This window comes from Stenotrophomonas aracearum (assembly GCF_031834615.1).
Taxonomy (GTDB): domain Bacteria; phylum Pseudomonadota; class Gammaproteobacteria; order Xanthomonadales; family Xanthomonadaceae; genus Stenotrophomonas; species Stenotrophomonas aracearum.
Genome location: NZ_CP115543.1, coordinates 2,252,286 through 2,267,116 on the forward strand (window position 1 = coordinate 2,252,286; position 14,831 = coordinate 2,267,116).

Here is a 14,831-nt window from a genome sequence, read left to right on the forward strand (position 1 = left end):
GCGCCGTAACAGGCTGTGGAGGCGTGCAGTGACCGAACGCGAGCGTCAAGCTGCAGTGGAGTACCTGCGGATTCTGGATTCCGACCCGGAGCCATTCTTCGACGCCCTGACCCGTGCAGCCCACGCCATGACCGGGATGCCGATCGCGATGATTTCGCTGATCGACGGCAACCGCCAGTGGTTCAAGTCGCTGGTGGGCATCGATGCCGCGTCGGAAACCGCCCGCGACATCTCCTTCTGCACCTGGGCGATCCAGTCGGACATGGTGCTGGAGGTGCAGGACGCCAGCGAGGATCCCCGGTTTGCCGACAACCCTATCGTGCAGGGGCCGCCCTTCGTGCGTCATTACCTGGGCGCACCGATCCGGGTACAGGGCGGCAACCGGATCGGCACCCTGTGCCTGCTCGACACCGCGCCGGGCCAGGCCAGCGCGGGCCAGCGTGAAGCGTTGGCATGGCTGGCACAGGTCGCCGCCTTCGCCATGGAGCAGCGCGCCAGCCTGCTGAACCGGATGGCCGAGCAACGACAGGCCAGCGAGGCACTGTCACAAAGCGAGGCGCGCTACCGCCGGCTGTTCCAGCACAGCCTGGGACTGATCTGCACGCATACGCTGGACGGCATCATCACCTCCGTCAATCCGGCCGCCTCCGCCTCGCTGGACCGGCCTGAATCGGAGCTGGTCGGTCATTCGCTGGCTGAGATCATTCCCGAAGAGCGGCAACATCTGCTGCAGGAATACCTGCAGCGCATCGCCGAGAACCAGAGCGATTCAGGCGTAATGGAGCTGCTGGCCGAAGACGGCTCGCGCCGCTACTGGGCGTATCACAACATCCTCGACACCGAAGCCAGCCCGCAGTACGTACTCGGGCACGCGCAGGACATCACCACCCAGCACCTGCAGGAGCGTCAGCTGATGGAACTGTCCATCCGCGACCCGCTCACCCGCTCCTTCAACCGCCGCTACCTCGCCGAGCTTGCCGAAAACCAGCCCGAAGCCTGGGGCTGCCTGGTGTTCGACCTGGACCACTTCAAGGAAATCAACGACACGCAGGGCCATGCGCATGGCGACGCTGTACTGGTGGACTTCGTCTCGTTCATGTCCGAACCGCTGCAGGAAGGCGAAGTGGTGGTGCGACTCGGCGGCGACGAATTCCTTGTGTTCGTACCGGGCGCCACGTTGGAACGCCTGCAGGCACTGGAGACCGAGTACCAGGACCGCGCCTACCTCTCCCCCATCCGCTTCTCCGGCGGCTGCGCTATCAATCGCCCTTCGGAGACCGTAGCCGACACCATCAATCGGGCCGACATGAAGCTTTACGAGCGTCGGCGGCGAGAGCGTCCGCCCTCCAACTGAGCGCTTGGCACAGCCGCAGCCGCATCGCGCACTGAATCAGCCCCAATCAAACCGCGGACGCTACAACTTCGAGATCGTTCACATCGAGGTAAAGTCGTGCTCTCACGTACAAGCCTGCGATCATGTCCAGCTCGGATTCCTTGTCGGCGTGGTGGGTCACCAGTCTTTCGCCAGGAAGCATGCCTTGTGTGACTGCGTGCTGTCGAAGCCCGGCAAGGTTGGCCTGAAGAAGTTCGCCCGACATGACGCCGCCAATCCCCCCTTTGAAGGTGACCAGGCAATTCCCGTCCTCATGGCGTTGAACCCTGAAATCAGGGTCTTGAAGAGTGACCGCACGGAGTCGTTCATTTGCCTCAGTAACACCGAGCTCCCCATCGCCAATCCAGACCACGCAGGTCCCGTGAGAGTAAAGCGTAAACGCGCGACCACCCAAGTACTTGCGCAGATGCGACATCGTCCATTCGCGCGCAGGCACGACGCTTGGACGCCATTTCGGCTTGGGAACTTCAGTTTGCATATTCATCCTTGTCCTGTTTGATATATATAACAAGTATGCGGAGAGGGACAACTGCGCGCCGCATTAAGGCAAATGAGAGGAGAGCTATGCCAAGGATGTAAGCTCGGGCTCCTTGAGGCAGCGTATGACAGATCATCCAAGTAGCTTTTGCCTCGCGCCGCGCACTCCCTCAGCTCAGCCTCGGAGAGCACGAAGGTCACTTCATACATTGCGATACCACCCATTATAACGTCGAGGCAAATGGCGCCCTCAGAGCTTGCGAACAATCGGTACATCAGTGTTGAATCAACGAGTAGATCCTGCTCCATACCGATCGCCTCCCGATGCAAGGAGAATGTAGCCTGCGGAGCGCACGTCCATGCCGCGACATGCACACCACGGCTTGGGATCTCAACGTCCCGGCACCTTCTAGAATCTTCAAGGTGACGAAGCCTTGCGCCTACCGGTGACTTTAAGGCGCAGCTCTGCAACTCTCGTTAGCGAATGTCATGATCGTCGTTGAATGAAGTCTCAAGTTTCCTTCCGGACATCGCCTGCATGCCATGCACAGCAATCTCTGCCAGGAAGCACCTCCAGTGATTCAATATGGTGGAGAGTTGCGCGTGGGAAAACTGCGGCGGCTCTCCTCCTACATCGAGCTCCGGGTAGATGTCATTGGTAAAGCATGCAAACCCTGGCTTGGCTACGGGCGGATCCAGCCAGATCGCGACCACGTTGTAACCCCAGTTCGCCCACCCAGTTCCCGATGGCTCGCGCCCCGGGTCTTCCATCGTGTCGAGCAAGTGAGCCACTTCCTCCAACTGTTCCTGGTCAAGTTCTGTGATCAGCGACAGAACTGTTAGATTCACTGCACGGCAATAGCTGTCATCCGGCCCTACACAGTAGTAGGTACTCCGGAAATATCCCGGTGAGTGCTCGTAGACTGAAGCAATGAACGTAATCATGGATTGCACTCGGGGACTCCACGTCGTCTTAGAACAGCGCTACCATTCGGCACGAACGAACGCAAGCCGATCTGGGCGTGCTCGGCCGGCAAAAAATATGTGGCACCAGCGTTCATTCCTCTCCAGAGTCATCCAACTCAACCCTCATTGCTTGGACGAATCTATCAACATCCGATACCTGCTGCCCAGAGGGAAGCTGAATCCTGGAGAAGACGTGCTCCAACTCTGCCGTTGACCAGTACTCGGACGCTCTAAGGACCTCCAACATATCATCGCGCCCTACCCTGTTCCATGCGAGAAAATTCGGTCTCAGCCAATCCCTCATCAAACGTGCCAGCTGTACGTCATCCTCGATGTCCACCCCGGCAATCAGGTCTGCCTCCCTGTCACTCAGCCCATTAACGTCGAAATATCTAAGCAAGACCATCAGGTCTCTGGGCTCGAGCTTGCGCAAGATCATTCTCCACAATCGAAAGAACAGCGATAATGACCGGGCTCGAACGCATCAAGAACGGCATCCAATCCCTTCCTCATGGTACCGCAGCTGAATCATACCTTGGATCCATAACAATCCTTCCTTCAAGCTCATCCCAGTACTCCTTATAGAGCGAGAAATCATCAGCAGTCCGGGCTTCCTTGTGTGCACCTCTCACGGCTCGGGCGAAAGCCGCAAATTCATCCGGACGCAGTCCATCAGCGGAGATTGCTGACATTCCACCCTCGTCATGGTGCCAAAATACCTGCGCGGCAACGGCCCTCTCACCGGCTCCGAAATGACACCGTATGGCATCACTTAACCGATCAAACACGATCGAGCTGAGCGCGACACCTTCTTCATACGTTACAAAGATTGTCCCTGCCATTTCACTCACATATGAAGAATGAATTGTCCGATGAACTTCAAGACCTCAGAAATCAAAGGTGTTGAGGACATCTCCCCCGAAGAGTAGCTCTGGCCCATTACCGCGGATATCGAGCATCACACCTCATCGCGTCGAGGATCTCTACCCACAACCACTTACCATCCAGTACGAACCCGCCGTCGCGGCTTGCGGAATAGGCTCTCTCACTGGCACGACAGAAGGCCAAGAAATTGTAGGCCTCCAACTCCGTCGAAGAGAGGAAGTACAGCCCACCCTCGCCATGGGGGCTGAACACTTCCTCGTGCACATCCTACTTCTGATATCTGGAATCTGCCGCCATCGCGTCAAATATTTCCGCCCACAGCCCTTCATCGACCAGTTCGCCCCCGCTCTCCCTACCTGCAACATGCGCTCGGTTGATCGCCCCACAAAGGATCAAGTACTTGTCACCGTCCAGATCGGCTGCGTACAGGTAGTTCAAGGCTCCCCCGTCAAATGGATCAAACACCTCCTCGAGAACATCCTGCTCTGCAGGCAGGAACGCGTCACGCACAAGGCGTGCGAAACACCTGAATTGAAACGTGCTCATTCCTACGCCGTTCTCATTAGAAAAAACCATGGAGCCAGCCATTACTACCTCACAGTTATGATCTTAGCCTGCTGATCCGGCGACAGGCCGGCAGTGTGCTTCAAAAGATGGCAAGTGCGAAGAGCTCTTCCGAATCAAGAAATCCATATTTCGTACCAGGCGCTCTCCATTGGGCCGCAGAAGAACGCCATGTCTGATCGACAGCGACAGCTCTAGCACTCAATCATCACGATGACCGTCACCGCGGGTGAGCTGCCGAAGCACCCCAACCGCTAGAGCCACTGTCCAGCCCACCGCCCAGGCGATGAAGCCAGACTCTCTCAGGAGGGTGTCTCTCGGAATCACTGAGATAAAGAACCCGAGAACCGCTAGCCCCACCACCAGCAGCGGCGCCACCACCGGCCCACGCCATGCAACAACTGCAGCCACCGGTAGAGAGATCAAGGGAAAGAACACACCCCCGCCGAATGGCGCAGCCCCAACCACGGCGAAGAACGCCGAGACCACCACCAACACCCACCCCATCACCTTGAACTGCATCCTGGCTTACTCCTGTCCATGCGGCCCGGCGACAGCGCCTTAACCTGCATTGCCTATCCTAGCAACGCGCCACGGGCATGACGCTCGGCGTTTCAATCGCCTTTCTCGATTCGATAGACAGGCGCTAACGAACACTGCAAAGGAGTAGCAATGAAGAAGCGTTACGCTGCCGTTCTCACCGCATGCCTCTTGGGCACCAGTGCCCTCGCCTTCGCCGAAGTCGCCAACCTGACCAACAGCGCCGAGGGTGCGAATCGCGACGCGGGACTGGCCGCAGTCAAGAAAAAGCTCCAGGACGCCTGCACCGACCGCAAGGGTACGCCCGACGCGGCCTCCTTCGAAGTGGTGTTCGAAAAGACCAGCGACAACCCCGACGTACCCAAGCCGTACTACGTTGACGGCAAGATGAAGTGTGATCTTCCCTGATCCTACCTTGGGCTTTCGCCTGAAGGCCCTTCTTCGACTTCCGTGAAACTGGCCGCGCCTCCGGGCCGCAGCCGGTCAGCCCTCACGGTTCGGACAGATTTCCCTCACCCGTTTCCGGGTCTGTCAGCACCCTGATAGAGGAGCCGTCATAGAAATCGCCCCTGGTCATGTGTGAGCCTGTTGCGATGAGCTCACTCTCCCTGAGACTCCAACTTTCGCCACTCTCCATCATATGGACCGAGTAGGACCACGTGCCGGTCTCGTCATTCCGAGCCATACCCAGAACAGCCCCTCTCCACCCGACTATAGCGCCAGTCATCGACCTTCCCGCTATCACCTCTACGACTTCATAGAACGCAAACAGGGAGCCACCATCTCTGTTCATTACGCGGCCCTCACGTCACCCAACCTCATTTTCGACGGAAATCAATCTCACCTGAGAACTCCCGTATCGGATCCCTCTCGATGATGGTAGTGAATCGAAGCGGAAAGAGTGACGACGCCTCTGGCAGTCCAAGTGCAGGATCGTCGGCTGAAAGCTCTGCAAGACTTTCAGTTGAAAACTTTGGGAAGTTCGAATTGACTGGGTACATCTTTCCATTCGCGAAAATCCCCATCCCTACGTCACCCATGCCATTCACGCATCCATCGAATTGAAATCCCTGCGCGGTGGTGATCCGAACTCTAAAGAAAAGGTCATCGATACTCTCTATCTGCTCATCAAGAGTGATGACAGGCGAATAGACTTCCGTATCCCTATCTTGCATCCAGACAGAGAACGCGAGGAAATCACTGAGTTCAAGAAACTGTTTTGACGCAGTCATGAGTAGCTTCACCAGGTCTAGTCGGCATCCCTCAAAGCAACATCAGGAGCAGCACGCTCCCATCGGTACTCCCCTGCCACTCACCGATGCATGAAGGCTTGTTTCATCCATCGGCCCCGCTCCAAATAATTAGTCGGTTACAGGCGGCCATCACTATCGCCGATTATCCAGCAGTTGGTACAGCGCTACGGAGGTTCTGACCCGCAAGCGTGGGTGCGCTGCGGTCAGGAAATCCGCCCGCCCCTGCCGGAAACGCCCATCTCCACCCCACCCCTCGCTGCTATAGTCGGTCCATCGTGACGGGCACCCCGCCCGTCCTTGGATCGCAGGGAGCGGGTCATGGGTCTCATTCAAGCAGTCAAGGGTGCAGTGGGCGGCGTGCTGGCCGACCAGTGGAAGGACTTCTACACCGTCCCGGCTGGGCTGCCGGCTACTGCGGCGCTGTTCGCGGCGGTGCCGCAGGGCACCAACGCAGGGCGCGGGTCCAACACCAGCGGCTCGTCCAACATCATCACCAATGGCTCGAAGATCGTGGTGCCGGAAGGCTACGGCCTGCTGCTGTTCCAGGACGGCGCGATCACCGGCTTCGTGGCCGAGCCGGGTGGTTATGAATGGCGTTCGGATGACCTGAATTCGCAGTCGATCTTCGCCGGCGACGGCATCGTCACCCCGCTGATCAAGCAGAGCTGGGAGCGCTTCAAGTTCGGCGGCCAGCCGGGCGGCCAGCAGCAGGCGTTCTTCGTCTCGCTGAAGGAACTGCCGGACAACCGCTTCGGCACCCAGTCGGAAATCTACTGGGACGACGGCTTCCTCAACACCCAGGTCGGCGCGGTCACGCGCGGCTCGTACACGTTGAAGATCGTCGACCCGATCCTGTTCGTGAAGAACTTCGTGCCGGCCAGCTACCTGCAGCCCGGCAAGGTGTTCGACTTCACCGACATGGACAACGCAGCTGCCACCCAGCTCTTCAATGAAGTGGTGGGCTCACTGGCACCTGCCTTCAGCCTGTATACGAACGATCCCGGCAAGGGCAACCGCATCACCAAGCTGCAGCAGGACTCGCTGGGCTTCGCCCAGAGCCTCTCCGCTGCGGTGGAACAGGGCTACCAGTGGAAGTCTGACCGCGGCCTGGCCATCGTCAAGACCGCCATTGTCTCCATCGAATACGACGCCAACACCCGCGAGCTGCTCAAGACCGTGCAGCGTGCCGATGCGCTGTCCGGTGGGCGTGGCAATTCCAACCTGCAGGCCAGCGTTGCGCAGGGCATCCAGTCCGCTGGCGAGAACGGCGGCGCGGCCGGCATCATGGGCGTAGGCATGGCCTCGGGCATGATGGGAGGAATTGGTTCGCTGCAGCAGCCGGTTGCGCCTTCCGCTCCCGCCGCGCCGGCTGCAGACGACCCGGTGGCCAAGCTGACCAAGGCCAAGGAAATGCTCGACCTCGGCCTGATCACCCAGGCCGACTACGACGCGCTCAAGGCCAAGGCGCTGGGTCTCTAAGGCGGACACTACAGACCCATGTCCGACCCCAGAACCCCGCCCCCGTTGCCCGGGGCTCCACCGCCGTTGCCGGAGGCCGATACCGGCCCCGGCTCGCCGCGTGACGTACCGCCGCTGCCGGGCAGCTTTCCGCTCGACCCGGCCACCCTGCCCGACCCGATCCGCGCCGAGATCGAGGCGCCGGATCCGGTCGCCCTCGACACCCGTGCCGAAGAGCTCAAGGACGGCCTGAACCGCTGCCCGAAGTGCGGCTCGACCGACGTGCGGCTCAAGCTCGGCACCGACGTGCTGATCTGCCAGTTCTGCCGTCACGAATGGCACGGCGCCTCGGTTGAACAGGAATATAGTCTGGGCGAAGGCTTGGACCAGCTGCGTGGCACGATCATCGCTTCGGGCGCACGCGACATCGAAGCCGGCACGGCCAGCCTGATGAGCTTCAAGTGCACCGGCTGCGGTGCGGAAGTGACCATCAATACCGAAACCACCATGACCGCACGCTGCCACTGGTGCCGCCATGTGTTCGGGGTCAACGAGCAGGTCGCCAACGGCGCGGTGCCCGACGCGGTGCTGCCGTTCCGGATCAGCAAGGACGACGCGGTTTCGCGCATCCGCCAGTTCGTGGACAAGCGCCGGCTGTTCGCGCTCAAGGCGTTCAAGGACCAGTTCACCCCGGAAAACGTGGTCGGCGTGTACATGCCGTACATGATCGTGGACAGCAACGTCAGCGCCAGCGTGACCGGCAAGGGCGAGATCCAGACCCGCCAGTACACGCGGGGCGAGGGTGACAAGAAGAAGACTTACTACGACGCGGACGTGTACCAGGTGGAGCGGTCGGTGGATTTCACCGTGGACGACCTGCCCATGGAATCCTCTGCCGAGCGTGGCAATCTGGACATCAAGGCCAACACCAACAACATCATCAACACGATCCTGCCGTTTGATACCAAGAACGCGCTGAAGTGGAACGCCTCGTACCTGCTGGGCTTCAGCTCGGAAAAGCGCAACCTGGATGTGGAGAAGATGAAGCCGCGGCTTGAAGACCAGCTGCTGTCCATCGCCCGCTCGCAGGTGGAAGGCTCGGTACGCCGCTATGACCGTGGCGTGCGCTGGGAGACTGAGCAGGTGGACGTGCACGGCTCGCGCTGGGTCTCCATGTACCTGCCGGTGTGGCTGTACTCGTACCACCAGCCCGGCCGCAACGGCGGCATGCTGCATTACATCGCGGTCAACGGGCGTACCGGTGAAACCATGGGCAGCGTGCCGGTGCAGCAGTGGAAACTGCTGCTGGCCGCGCTCACCACCGGCACGATTGTTGAAGCCATCACCCTCTGGTTCCTGGTAGCGGCCTCATGAGCGACGATAGTGGACTCTGGTTGCTGTTGGCTGGCCCCGCCAGCGCAACGGCGTTGTATTGGGGCTTGTACCGGTATTACCGCAATACCGACAAGTCGCATGCGTTCGAACGCGAAACCACGGTGGAGGCCAAGCCGGTGACCGGCTCGGACCGGCAGGTGGACACCAACAACGGTACGAAGGAGACGCGGATCCGCGGGGATAACGTGCGGGAGTATCGAAAGCGCGTCGTGCGCGGCGGAGGCGGATGAATGTGACCGCCTTCGCGCCACCTGCATCAACCGTGCACCCTGACTAGACAACCCATGGCACACCGTAGGGCGAATCGCCCCAGCCGGAACTGCCATGAGCGAGCCTGTCGCATCACCCCGTGTTACTCCGCCGCCCCGCCCTTCCCCGGGTCCGCGCGTACTGTACCCGCTCAGCCTCACCGTCAATGGCGAGCAGCAAACGCTCCAGGTGGAGTCCACGGTCAGCCTGCTCGACCTGCTGCGTGAACGGCTTCAGCTGACCGGAACCAAAAAGGGCTGCGACCACGGCCAGTGCGGCGCATGCACGGTGCTGGTGGATGGCCGCCGCATCAACAGCTGTCTGACCTTGGCCGTGATGCAGGACGGTGCCGAAATCCAGACCATCGAAGGGTTTGCCGACGGCGACGCCCTGCACCCACTGCAACAGGCCTTCATCGCCTGCGATGCACTGCAATGCGGCTACTGCACCCCCGGACAGATCTGCTCCGCGCAGGGCCTGATCAACGAAGGCAAGGCGTGTAGCCGGGATCAGGTGCGCGAACTGATGAGCGGCAACATCTGCCGCTGCGGCGCGTATCCGCAGATCACTGAAGCGGTGATGTCGGTAGCCGGCATCGCGCCAACGCAGGATGCCGCCACGCCGAAGCAGTGGGTGCCCGGGACGGTGCCGGCATGATCCCCGCCACCTACGAACGCGCCTCGTCGATCCGGCAGGCCCTGCAGACCATGGCCACCGCGGGGGACGACTCCCGCTTCATTGCCGGCGGCACCAACCTGCTCGACCTGATGGAGCTGCAGCTGATGACTCCGGAGACGCTGGTCGACGTGAACCGGCTGCCGCTCGACACCATCGAACGGCGCGACGATGGCGGCCTGCGCCTGGGCGCAACCGCGCGCAACGCGGACACCGCCTGGCACCCGCTGGTCGAGCGCGACTACCCGCTGCTGTCAGCCGCCATGCTGGCAGCCGCCTCGCCGCAGATCCGCAACATGGCCAGCAACGGCGGCAACCTGCTGCAGCGGACCCGTTGCACCTATTTCTACGACCGTGCCACGCCGTGCAACAAGCGCGAGCCGGGCAGCGGCTGCTCGGCCATCGGCGGCCTCACCCGCCACCACGCCATCCTGGGCGCCAGCGAGCACTGCATCGCCACCCACCCTTCCGACATGTGCGTGGCCTTGGCGGCGCTCGACGCCACCGTGCACGTGGCCAGCGTGCGCGGCGAGCGCAGCATTCCGTTCCTCGATTTCCACCGGCTGCCGGGCGACATCCCGCACATCGACAGCACGCTGGAAGCCGACGAACTGATCCTGCGCATCGAACTGCCGCCTGCCACGCAGTACGCCGCGCACAGCGCCTACCTGAAGATCCGCGAGCGCCTGTCCTACGCCTTTGCGCTGGTGTCCGTAGCGGCAGCACTGGATCTTGACGAAGACGGCAACGTCCGTAGCGCGCGGCTGGCGCTGGGCGGGGTCGCACACAAACCGTGGCGGAGCCTGGAAGCGGAATCGCTGTTGGCCGGCGCGAAGCCGTCCCCGGCCACTTTCGCGCTCGCGGCCGATCGCCTGTTGAAAGGCGCGGTCTCGCAGGGCCAGAACGCCTTCAAGATTCCGCTGGCGCACCGCGCCATCGTGCGCGCGCTCGAAACCGCAGCGAAGGGCACAGTCATCAATCAGGGAGATGCCGCATGAACCTGCCACTGCAGCCTCCCGTCGCCATACCCGGCACTGGCCATGTACCCACCGGCACCGGCACCCCGCGCATCGACGGCCGCGCCAAGGTCACCGGCCAGGCGCGTTACGCGGCCGAATGGCCCGCGACGGACCTTGTCTACGGCGTCGCCGTCAACAGCACCATCGCCAAGGGTCGCATCCTGGGCTTCAGTCTCCAGGAAGCCGAGGCCGTGCCCGGGGTGCTGAAGATCATCACCCATCTCAACCGCCCGCACATGCGTGGCAACGGCCTGTTCTACAAGGACATGACCGCCCCCGCCGGCAAACCCTTCCGTGCGTTGTACGACGACGTAGTGCGCTACAGCGGCCAGCCGGTTGCGCTGGTGCTGGCCGAGACGTTCGAGGCCGCGCGGGAAGCGGCCGGGCGCGTCGAAACGCATTACGAGGTGGAAGAACACGATACCAACCTGCTCGCCGCCATGGGCCGGGCGCGCGAGCCGCGCAAGATGAAGGCCGGCTTTTCCGCACCACCGAAGGACAAGGGCGACCCGACCGCAGCCTTCGCCAACGCACCCCACCAGGTGGTGGCCGACTTCTACCACGGCGTGGAACACCACAACCCGATGGAGCTGTTCGCCAGCACGGTGATCCGCGACGCCGACGGCCACCTCACCATCTACGACAAGACCCAGGGCTCGCAGAACAGCCGCTGGTACGTGTCGCAGGTGTTTGGCCTGCCAAAGAAAAAGGTCACCGTGCGCAACCCCTATGTCGGCGGCGCATTCGGTTCCGGGCTGCGCCCGCAGTACCAGTTGCCTCTGGCCGTGATGGGCAGCCTGGCGCTGGAACGGTCAGTCCGCGTGGTGCTGACCCGGCAGCAGATGTTCACCTTTGGCCACCGCCCTGAAACCGTGCAGCGGGTGAAGCTGGCGGCCGACGCGGACGGCACGCTGCGCTCCATTTCGCATGACGCGGTGGCCGAGACGTCACGGTTCGAAGATTACGTGGAAGTAGTGGTCAACTGGAGCGGGCAGCTGTACGCCTGCGACAACGTGCACCTGGGCTACAAGCTGGTGGACCTGGACCAGTACACCCCCATTGACATGCGCGCGCCGGGTGCTGCCCACGGCATGCATGCACTGGAAGTGGCGATGGACGAGCTGGCGGCGGACATCGGCATGGACCCGCTGGCGCTCCGGTTGAAGAACTACGCCGAGGTCAACCCCGCTGACGGAAAGCCGTTCTCCACCAAGGCACTGCGAGACTGCTACCGGTTGGGTGCCGAGCGCTTCGGCTGGAGCGATCGCGCACCGCTGCCGCGCGCTCGACGCGAAGGCCATGAATGGGTCGGCTGGGGCATGGCCACCGGGCAATGGGATGCACTGCAGATGTTCGCGCGCGCCCATGCCCGGTTGCACGCCGACGGTCGGCTGGTGGTGAGCAGCGCCGCCAGCGATATCGGCACCGGTACCTACACGGTGATGAGCATGATTGCGGCGGAGGCACTGGGCCTGCCGCTCGAGCAGGTGAGCTTCCAGATGGGCGACTCGACCCTGCCGGTGGCGCCCATCGAAGGCGGCTCCTCGCATGTCACCACGGTGGGCTCGGCGGTCCAGGGCGCCTGCGAAAAGCTGCAGAAACAGCTTCTGGCACTCGCCCGCAAGCAAGGCCGCGCCGCCTTCGCCCGCGCCCGGGTACACGATCTGGTGTTCGCGCGCGGCAGCATGGCCCTGCGCGACGATCCTGGGAGTGCGGTGCCGCTGACGGCCCTGCTTGCCGACGGCCAGTTGGATGGCATCGAGGCGAAGTACCTGCTGTTGCCGAACCTCCTGGAACAGCGCAAGTTCGTGCGTGCCACCCATAGCGCAGTCTTCGTGGAGGTCCGGGTCGACGAAGAGCTCGGCACGGTTCGGGTGATGCGCGTGGTCAGCGCGGTCGCCGCCGGGCGCATCCTGAACCCGACCACCGCGCGCAGCCAGATCGTCGGCGGCGTGATCTGGGGCATCGGCGAGGCACTGCATGAACATAGCGAGGCGGATCATCGCTTCGGCCGGTTCATGAACCACGACCTGGCCCAATACCACGTCTCCGTGAATGCGGACATCCACGATATCGACGTCCTGTTCGCCGACGAGGACGACAGGGTGGTGAGCAGCCTGGGCGCGAAGGGGGTGGGCGAAATTGGACTGGTGGGGGTATCCGCAGCGGTCAGCAATGCCATCTACCACGCCACCGGCAAGCGCGTCCGCAGCACGCCGATCACCCCGGACAAGGTCATGCGCTGAGCGGCGTTTCACCGTATGCCTACCCGGGCTCCCCGATGATGGGGGCATCGGCGCGCTTGGGGCGTGGCCGTGCCCCACCCCGTGAGCCAGGCTGCAGCAGCCAACGAGGAGCCAATCGATGAGCACCCCTCCGCACCTTTCCCTCTCGCGCCGCGACGTACTGAAACTCGGCGCCGGCTCGGCTACCACCATGGTGCTGCCGGCCGCGGTAGCCGAGGCGCAGGGGAATACCCCGGGTGCGCGCGCCCCGGTCACCGCCGAGGTCGCTTTCGAGGTGAACGGCCGTCCCCGTACCCTGCAACTGGACACGCGCGTGACCCTGCTCGACGCCCTGCGCGAGCACCTGCACCTGACCGGCACCAAGAAGGGCTGCGACCACGGCCAGTGCGGTGCCTGCACGGTGCTGGTCGACGGGCGCCGGATCAATGCCTGCCTGACCCTGGCGGTGATGCACCAGGGCGCGAAGATCACCACCATCGAAGGGCTGGGCAGCCCGGACAACCTGCACGCCATGCAGGCCGCGTTCGTGAAGCACGACGGCTGCCAGTGCGGCTACTGCACGCCTGGCCAGATCTGTTCGGCCGTTGCGGTGCTCCAGGAAGTGCGCGACAACATTCCCAGCCACGTGACCGGCGACCTGGAGGCGCGCACCGCGCTGTCCACCGACGAGATCCGGGAGCGCATGAGCGGCAACCTCTGCCGCTGCGGTGCCTACTCCAACATCGTCGAAGCCATTGAAGACGTCGGAGGCAACCGCGCATGAGAGCCTTCAGCTACGAACGCGCCACCTCGCCTGCCGAAGCCGCTGCTGCGGCCGCGCGCACCCAGGGCGCACGCTTCATCGCCGGCGGCACCAACCTGCTCGACCTGATGAAGCTGGAGATCGAAACCCCGACCCACCTGATCGACGTCAACGGGCTGCAGCTGGATACGATCGAAGCCACCGAAGACGGCGGCCTGCGCGTCGGCGCACTGGTGCGCAACACCGACCTGGCCGCCGACACGCGCATCCGCAGCGACTATGCGCTGCTGACCCGCGCATTGGTGGCGGGTGCTTCCGGCCAGCTTCGCAACAAGGCGACCACTGCCGGCAACCTCCTGCAGCGCACCCGCTGCCCCTACTTCTACGACACCGCGCAGCCCTGCAACAAGCGCCTGCCCGGCAGCGGTTGCGGGGCGATTGGCGGCATCAGCCGGCAGTTGGCCGTGGTCGGTACCAGCCCCGCCTGCATTGCCACCCACCCGAGCGACATGGCGGTGGCGATGATGGCGCTGGATGCCGTGGTGGAAACCATCCGCCCGGATGGTTCCAGCCGGCGCATTCCGTTGAACGACCTGTACCGCCCGCCGGGCACTACCCCGCAGCTGGAAACCGTGCTCGAGAAGGGCGAGCTGATCGCGGCGGCCGTGCTGCCTGCCCCGCTCGGCGGCACCCATATCTACCGCAAGGTGCGCGACCGCGCGTCGTATGCGTTTGCGCTGGTATCGGTGGCTGCGGTGGTCCAGCGCGACGGCACTGGCCGCGTGGCGCTTGGTGGCGTGGCCTACAAACCGTGGCGCACGCCGGAGGCGGATGCGCTGCTTCCACGGGGCGCAAGCGCAGTGATGGCCAAGCTGCTGGAAGGCGCGACGCCCTCGTCACAGAATGCCTTCAAGGTGCAGCTGGCCGAACGCACGCTCGCCGCCGTGCTGCTGGAAGCGAAGGGGTAAG

17 protein-coding genes are annotated in these 14,831 nt (G+C 62.8%); 10 read left to right on the top strand and 7 right to left on the bottom strand.

Translation table 11 applies throughout. The annotated features are described in order from the left end of the window. The first annotated feature begins 28 nt into the window (after positions 1-28). On the top strand, positions 29-1,354 hold the full coding sequence (locus PDM28_RS10245; protein WP_311181870.1) for a sensor domain-containing diguanylate cyclase: 1,326 nt from the start codon (positions 29-31) through the stop codon (positions 1,352-1,354). Between the two features lie 46 nt (positions 1,355-1,400). Here PDM28_RS10245 and PDM28_RS10250 read toward each other — a convergent pair whose 3' ends face one another. The 5 genes from PDM28_RS10250 to PDM28_RS10270 form a co-directional block, all read right to left on the bottom strand. Further along, positions 1,401-1,871, bottom strand: a complete 471-nt coding sequence (locus PDM28_RS10250; protein ID WP_311181871.1) for a hypothetical protein — start codon at positions 1,869-1,871, stop codon at positions 1,401-1,403. A 476-nt stretch (positions 1,872-2,347) separates the two neighbouring features. After that, a complete protein-coding gene (locus tag PDM28_RS10255; RefSeq protein ID WP_311181872.1) occupies positions 2,348-2,815 on the bottom strand; it encodes a hypothetical protein in 468 nt (155 codons plus the stop codon). A 112-nt stretch (positions 2,816-2,927) separates the two neighbouring features. Continuing rightward, positions 2,928-3,269, bottom strand: a complete 342-nt coding sequence (locus tag PDM28_RS10260; protein ID WP_311181873.1) for a hypothetical protein — start codon at positions 3,267-3,269, stop codon at positions 2,928-2,930. Positions 3,270-3,988: 719 nt separating this feature from the next. Further along, positions 3,989-4,309, bottom strand: coding sequence for a hypothetical protein (locus tag PDM28_RS10265; RefSeq protein ID WP_311181875.1), 321 nt, complete (start codon positions 4,307-4,309; stop codon positions 3,989-3,991). A gap of 177 nt (positions 4,310-4,486) precedes the next feature. Continuing rightward, a complete protein-coding gene (locus PDM28_RS10270; protein WP_311181876.1) occupies positions 4,487-4,807 on the bottom strand; it encodes a hypothetical protein in 321 nt (106 codons plus the stop codon). Positions 4,808-4,957: 150 nt separating this feature from the next. Here PDM28_RS10270 and PDM28_RS10275 point away from each other — a divergent pair, with 150 nt between their 5' ends. Then, positions 4,958-5,233 (top strand): hypothetical protein, encoded by a 276-nt coding sequence (locus PDM28_RS10275; protein ID WP_311181878.1) that lies wholly within the window; start codon positions 4,958-4,960, stop codon positions 5,231-5,233. Positions 5,234-5,315: 82 nt separating this feature from the next. On the opposite strand, the gene imm31 is transcribed toward PDM28_RS10275, so the two are convergent. Continuing rightward, positions 5,316-5,618 carry an Imm31 family immunity protein gene (gene imm31, locus PDM28_RS19290; RefSeq protein WP_425507592.1) on the bottom strand — a complete coding sequence of 101 codons (303 nt, stop codon included), beginning with the start codon at positions 5,616-5,618 and terminating at the stop codon, positions 5,316-5,318. A 25-nt stretch (positions 5,619-5,643) separates the two neighbouring features. Further along, the gene (locus tag PDM28_RS10280; RefSeq protein WP_311181879.1) at positions 5,644-6,057 is read right to left on the bottom strand and encodes a hypothetical protein; all 414 of its coding nucleotides are present in this window, start codon (positions 6,055-6,057) and stop codon (positions 5,644-5,646) included. A gap of 339 nt (positions 6,058-6,396) precedes the next feature. Between PDM28_RS10280 and PDM28_RS10285 the strand changes: the two genes are divergently transcribed. From PDM28_RS10285 to PDM28_RS10320, 8 genes are all read left to right on the top strand, one after another. Continuing rightward, the gene (locus tag PDM28_RS10285) at positions 6,397-7,557 is read left to right on the top strand and encodes an SPFH domain-containing protein (RefSeq protein WP_311181880.1); all 1,161 of its coding nucleotides are present in this window, start codon (positions 6,397-6,399) and stop codon (positions 7,555-7,557) included. An 18-nt stretch (positions 7,558-7,575) separates the two neighbouring features. Then, positions 7,576-8,910, top strand: coding sequence for a TFIIB-type zinc ribbon-containing protein (locus PDM28_RS10290; RefSeq protein ID WP_311181881.1), 1,335 nt, complete (start codon positions 7,576-7,578; stop codon positions 8,908-8,910). After that, entirely contained in the window at positions 8,907-9,161 is a 255-nt protein-coding gene (locus PDM28_RS10295) for a hypothetical protein (RefSeq protein WP_311181882.1), read from the top strand. The genes PDM28_RS10290 and PDM28_RS10295 overlap by 4 nt, the downstream gene beginning before the upstream one ends. A gap of 94 nt (positions 9,162-9,255) precedes the next feature. Continuing rightward, positions 9,256-9,837, top strand: coding sequence for a (2Fe-2S)-binding protein (locus PDM28_RS10300; protein WP_311181883.1), 582 nt, complete (start codon positions 9,256-9,258; stop codon positions 9,835-9,837). Next, entirely contained in the window at positions 9,810-10,853 is a 1,044-nt protein-coding gene (locus PDM28_RS10305) for an FAD binding domain-containing protein (RefSeq protein ID WP_311181884.1), read from the top strand. Before PDM28_RS10300 ends, PDM28_RS10305 begins: the two co-directional genes overlap by 28 nt. Continuing rightward, positions 10,850-13,120, top strand: coding sequence for a xanthine dehydrogenase family protein molybdopterin-binding subunit (locus tag PDM28_RS10310; RefSeq protein WP_311181885.1), 2,271 nt, complete (start codon positions 10,850-10,852; stop codon positions 13,118-13,120). Before PDM28_RS10305 ends, PDM28_RS10310 begins: the two co-directional genes overlap by 4 nt. 118 nt (positions 13,121-13,238) lie before the next feature. Beyond that, complete coding sequence (paoA, locus tag PDM28_RS10315) at positions 13,239-13,883, top strand: aldehyde dehydrogenase iron-sulfur subunit PaoA (protein WP_311181886.1); 645 nt, start codon at positions 13,239-13,241, stop codon at positions 13,881-13,883. Continuing rightward, positions 13,880-14,830, top strand: a complete 951-nt coding sequence (locus PDM28_RS10320; protein ID WP_311181887.1) for an FAD binding domain-containing protein — start codon at positions 13,880-13,882, stop codon at positions 14,828-14,830. Before paoA ends, PDM28_RS10320 begins: the two co-directional genes overlap by 4 nt. Position 14,831: the final 1 nt, after the last annotated feature.

Bases quoted from the DNA above. Each gene is read 5' to 3' on its own strand.
- PDM28_RS10295 (WP_311181882.1), top strand. From the start codon at position 8,907: ATGAGCGACGATAGTGGACTCTGGTTGCTGTTGGCTGGCCCCGCCAGC.
- PDM28_RS10270 (WP_311181876.1), bottom strand. From the start codon at position 4,807: ATGCAGTTCAAGGTGATGGGGTGGGTGTTGGTGGTGGTCTCGGCGTTC.
- PDM28_RS10320 (WP_311181887.1), top strand. From the start codon at position 13,880: ATGAGAGCCTTCAGCTACGAACGCGCCACCTCGCCTGCCGAAGCCGCT.
- PDM28_RS10280 (WP_311181879.1), bottom strand. From the start codon at position 6,057: ATGACTGCGTCAAAACAGTTTCTTGAACTCAGTGATTTCCTCGCGTTC.
- PDM28_RS10255 (WP_311181872.1), bottom strand. From the start codon at position 2,815: ATGATTACGTTCATTGCTTCAGTCTACGAGCACTCACCGGGATATTTC.
- PDM28_RS10310 (WP_311181885.1), top strand. From the start codon at position 10,850: ATGAACCTGCCACTGCAGCCTCCCGTCGCCATACCCGGCACTGGCCAT.
- paoA (WP_311181886.1), top strand. From the start codon at position 13,239: ATGAGCACCCCTCCGCACCTTTCCCTCTCGCGCCGCGACGTACTGAAA.
- PDM28_RS10275 (WP_311181878.1), top strand. From the start codon at position 4,958: ATGAAGAAGCGTTACGCTGCCGTTCTCACCGCATGCCTCTTGGGCACC.
- PDM28_RS10285 (WP_311181880.1), top strand. From the start codon at position 6,397: ATGGGTCTCATTCAAGCAGTCAAGGGTGCAGTGGGCGGCGTGCTGGCC.
- imm31 (WP_425507592.1), bottom strand. From the start codon at position 5,618: ATGAACAGAGATGGTGGCTCCCTGTTTGCGTTCTATGAAGTCGTAGAG.
- PDM28_RS10250 (WP_311181871.1), bottom strand. From the start codon at position 1,871: ATGCAAACTGAAGTTCCCAAGCCGAAATGGCGTCCAAGCGTCGTGCCT.
- PDM28_RS10300 (WP_311181883.1), top strand. From the start codon at position 9,256: ATGAGCGAGCCTGTCGCATCACCCCGTGTTACTCCGCCGCCCCGCCCT.
- PDM28_RS10265 (WP_311181875.1), bottom strand. From the start codon at position 4,309: ATGGCTGGCTCCATGGTTTTTTCTAATGAGAACGGCGTAGGAATGAGC.
- PDM28_RS10290 (WP_311181881.1), top strand. From the start codon at position 7,576: ATGTCCGACCCCAGAACCCCGCCCCCGTTGCCCGGGGCTCCACCGCCG.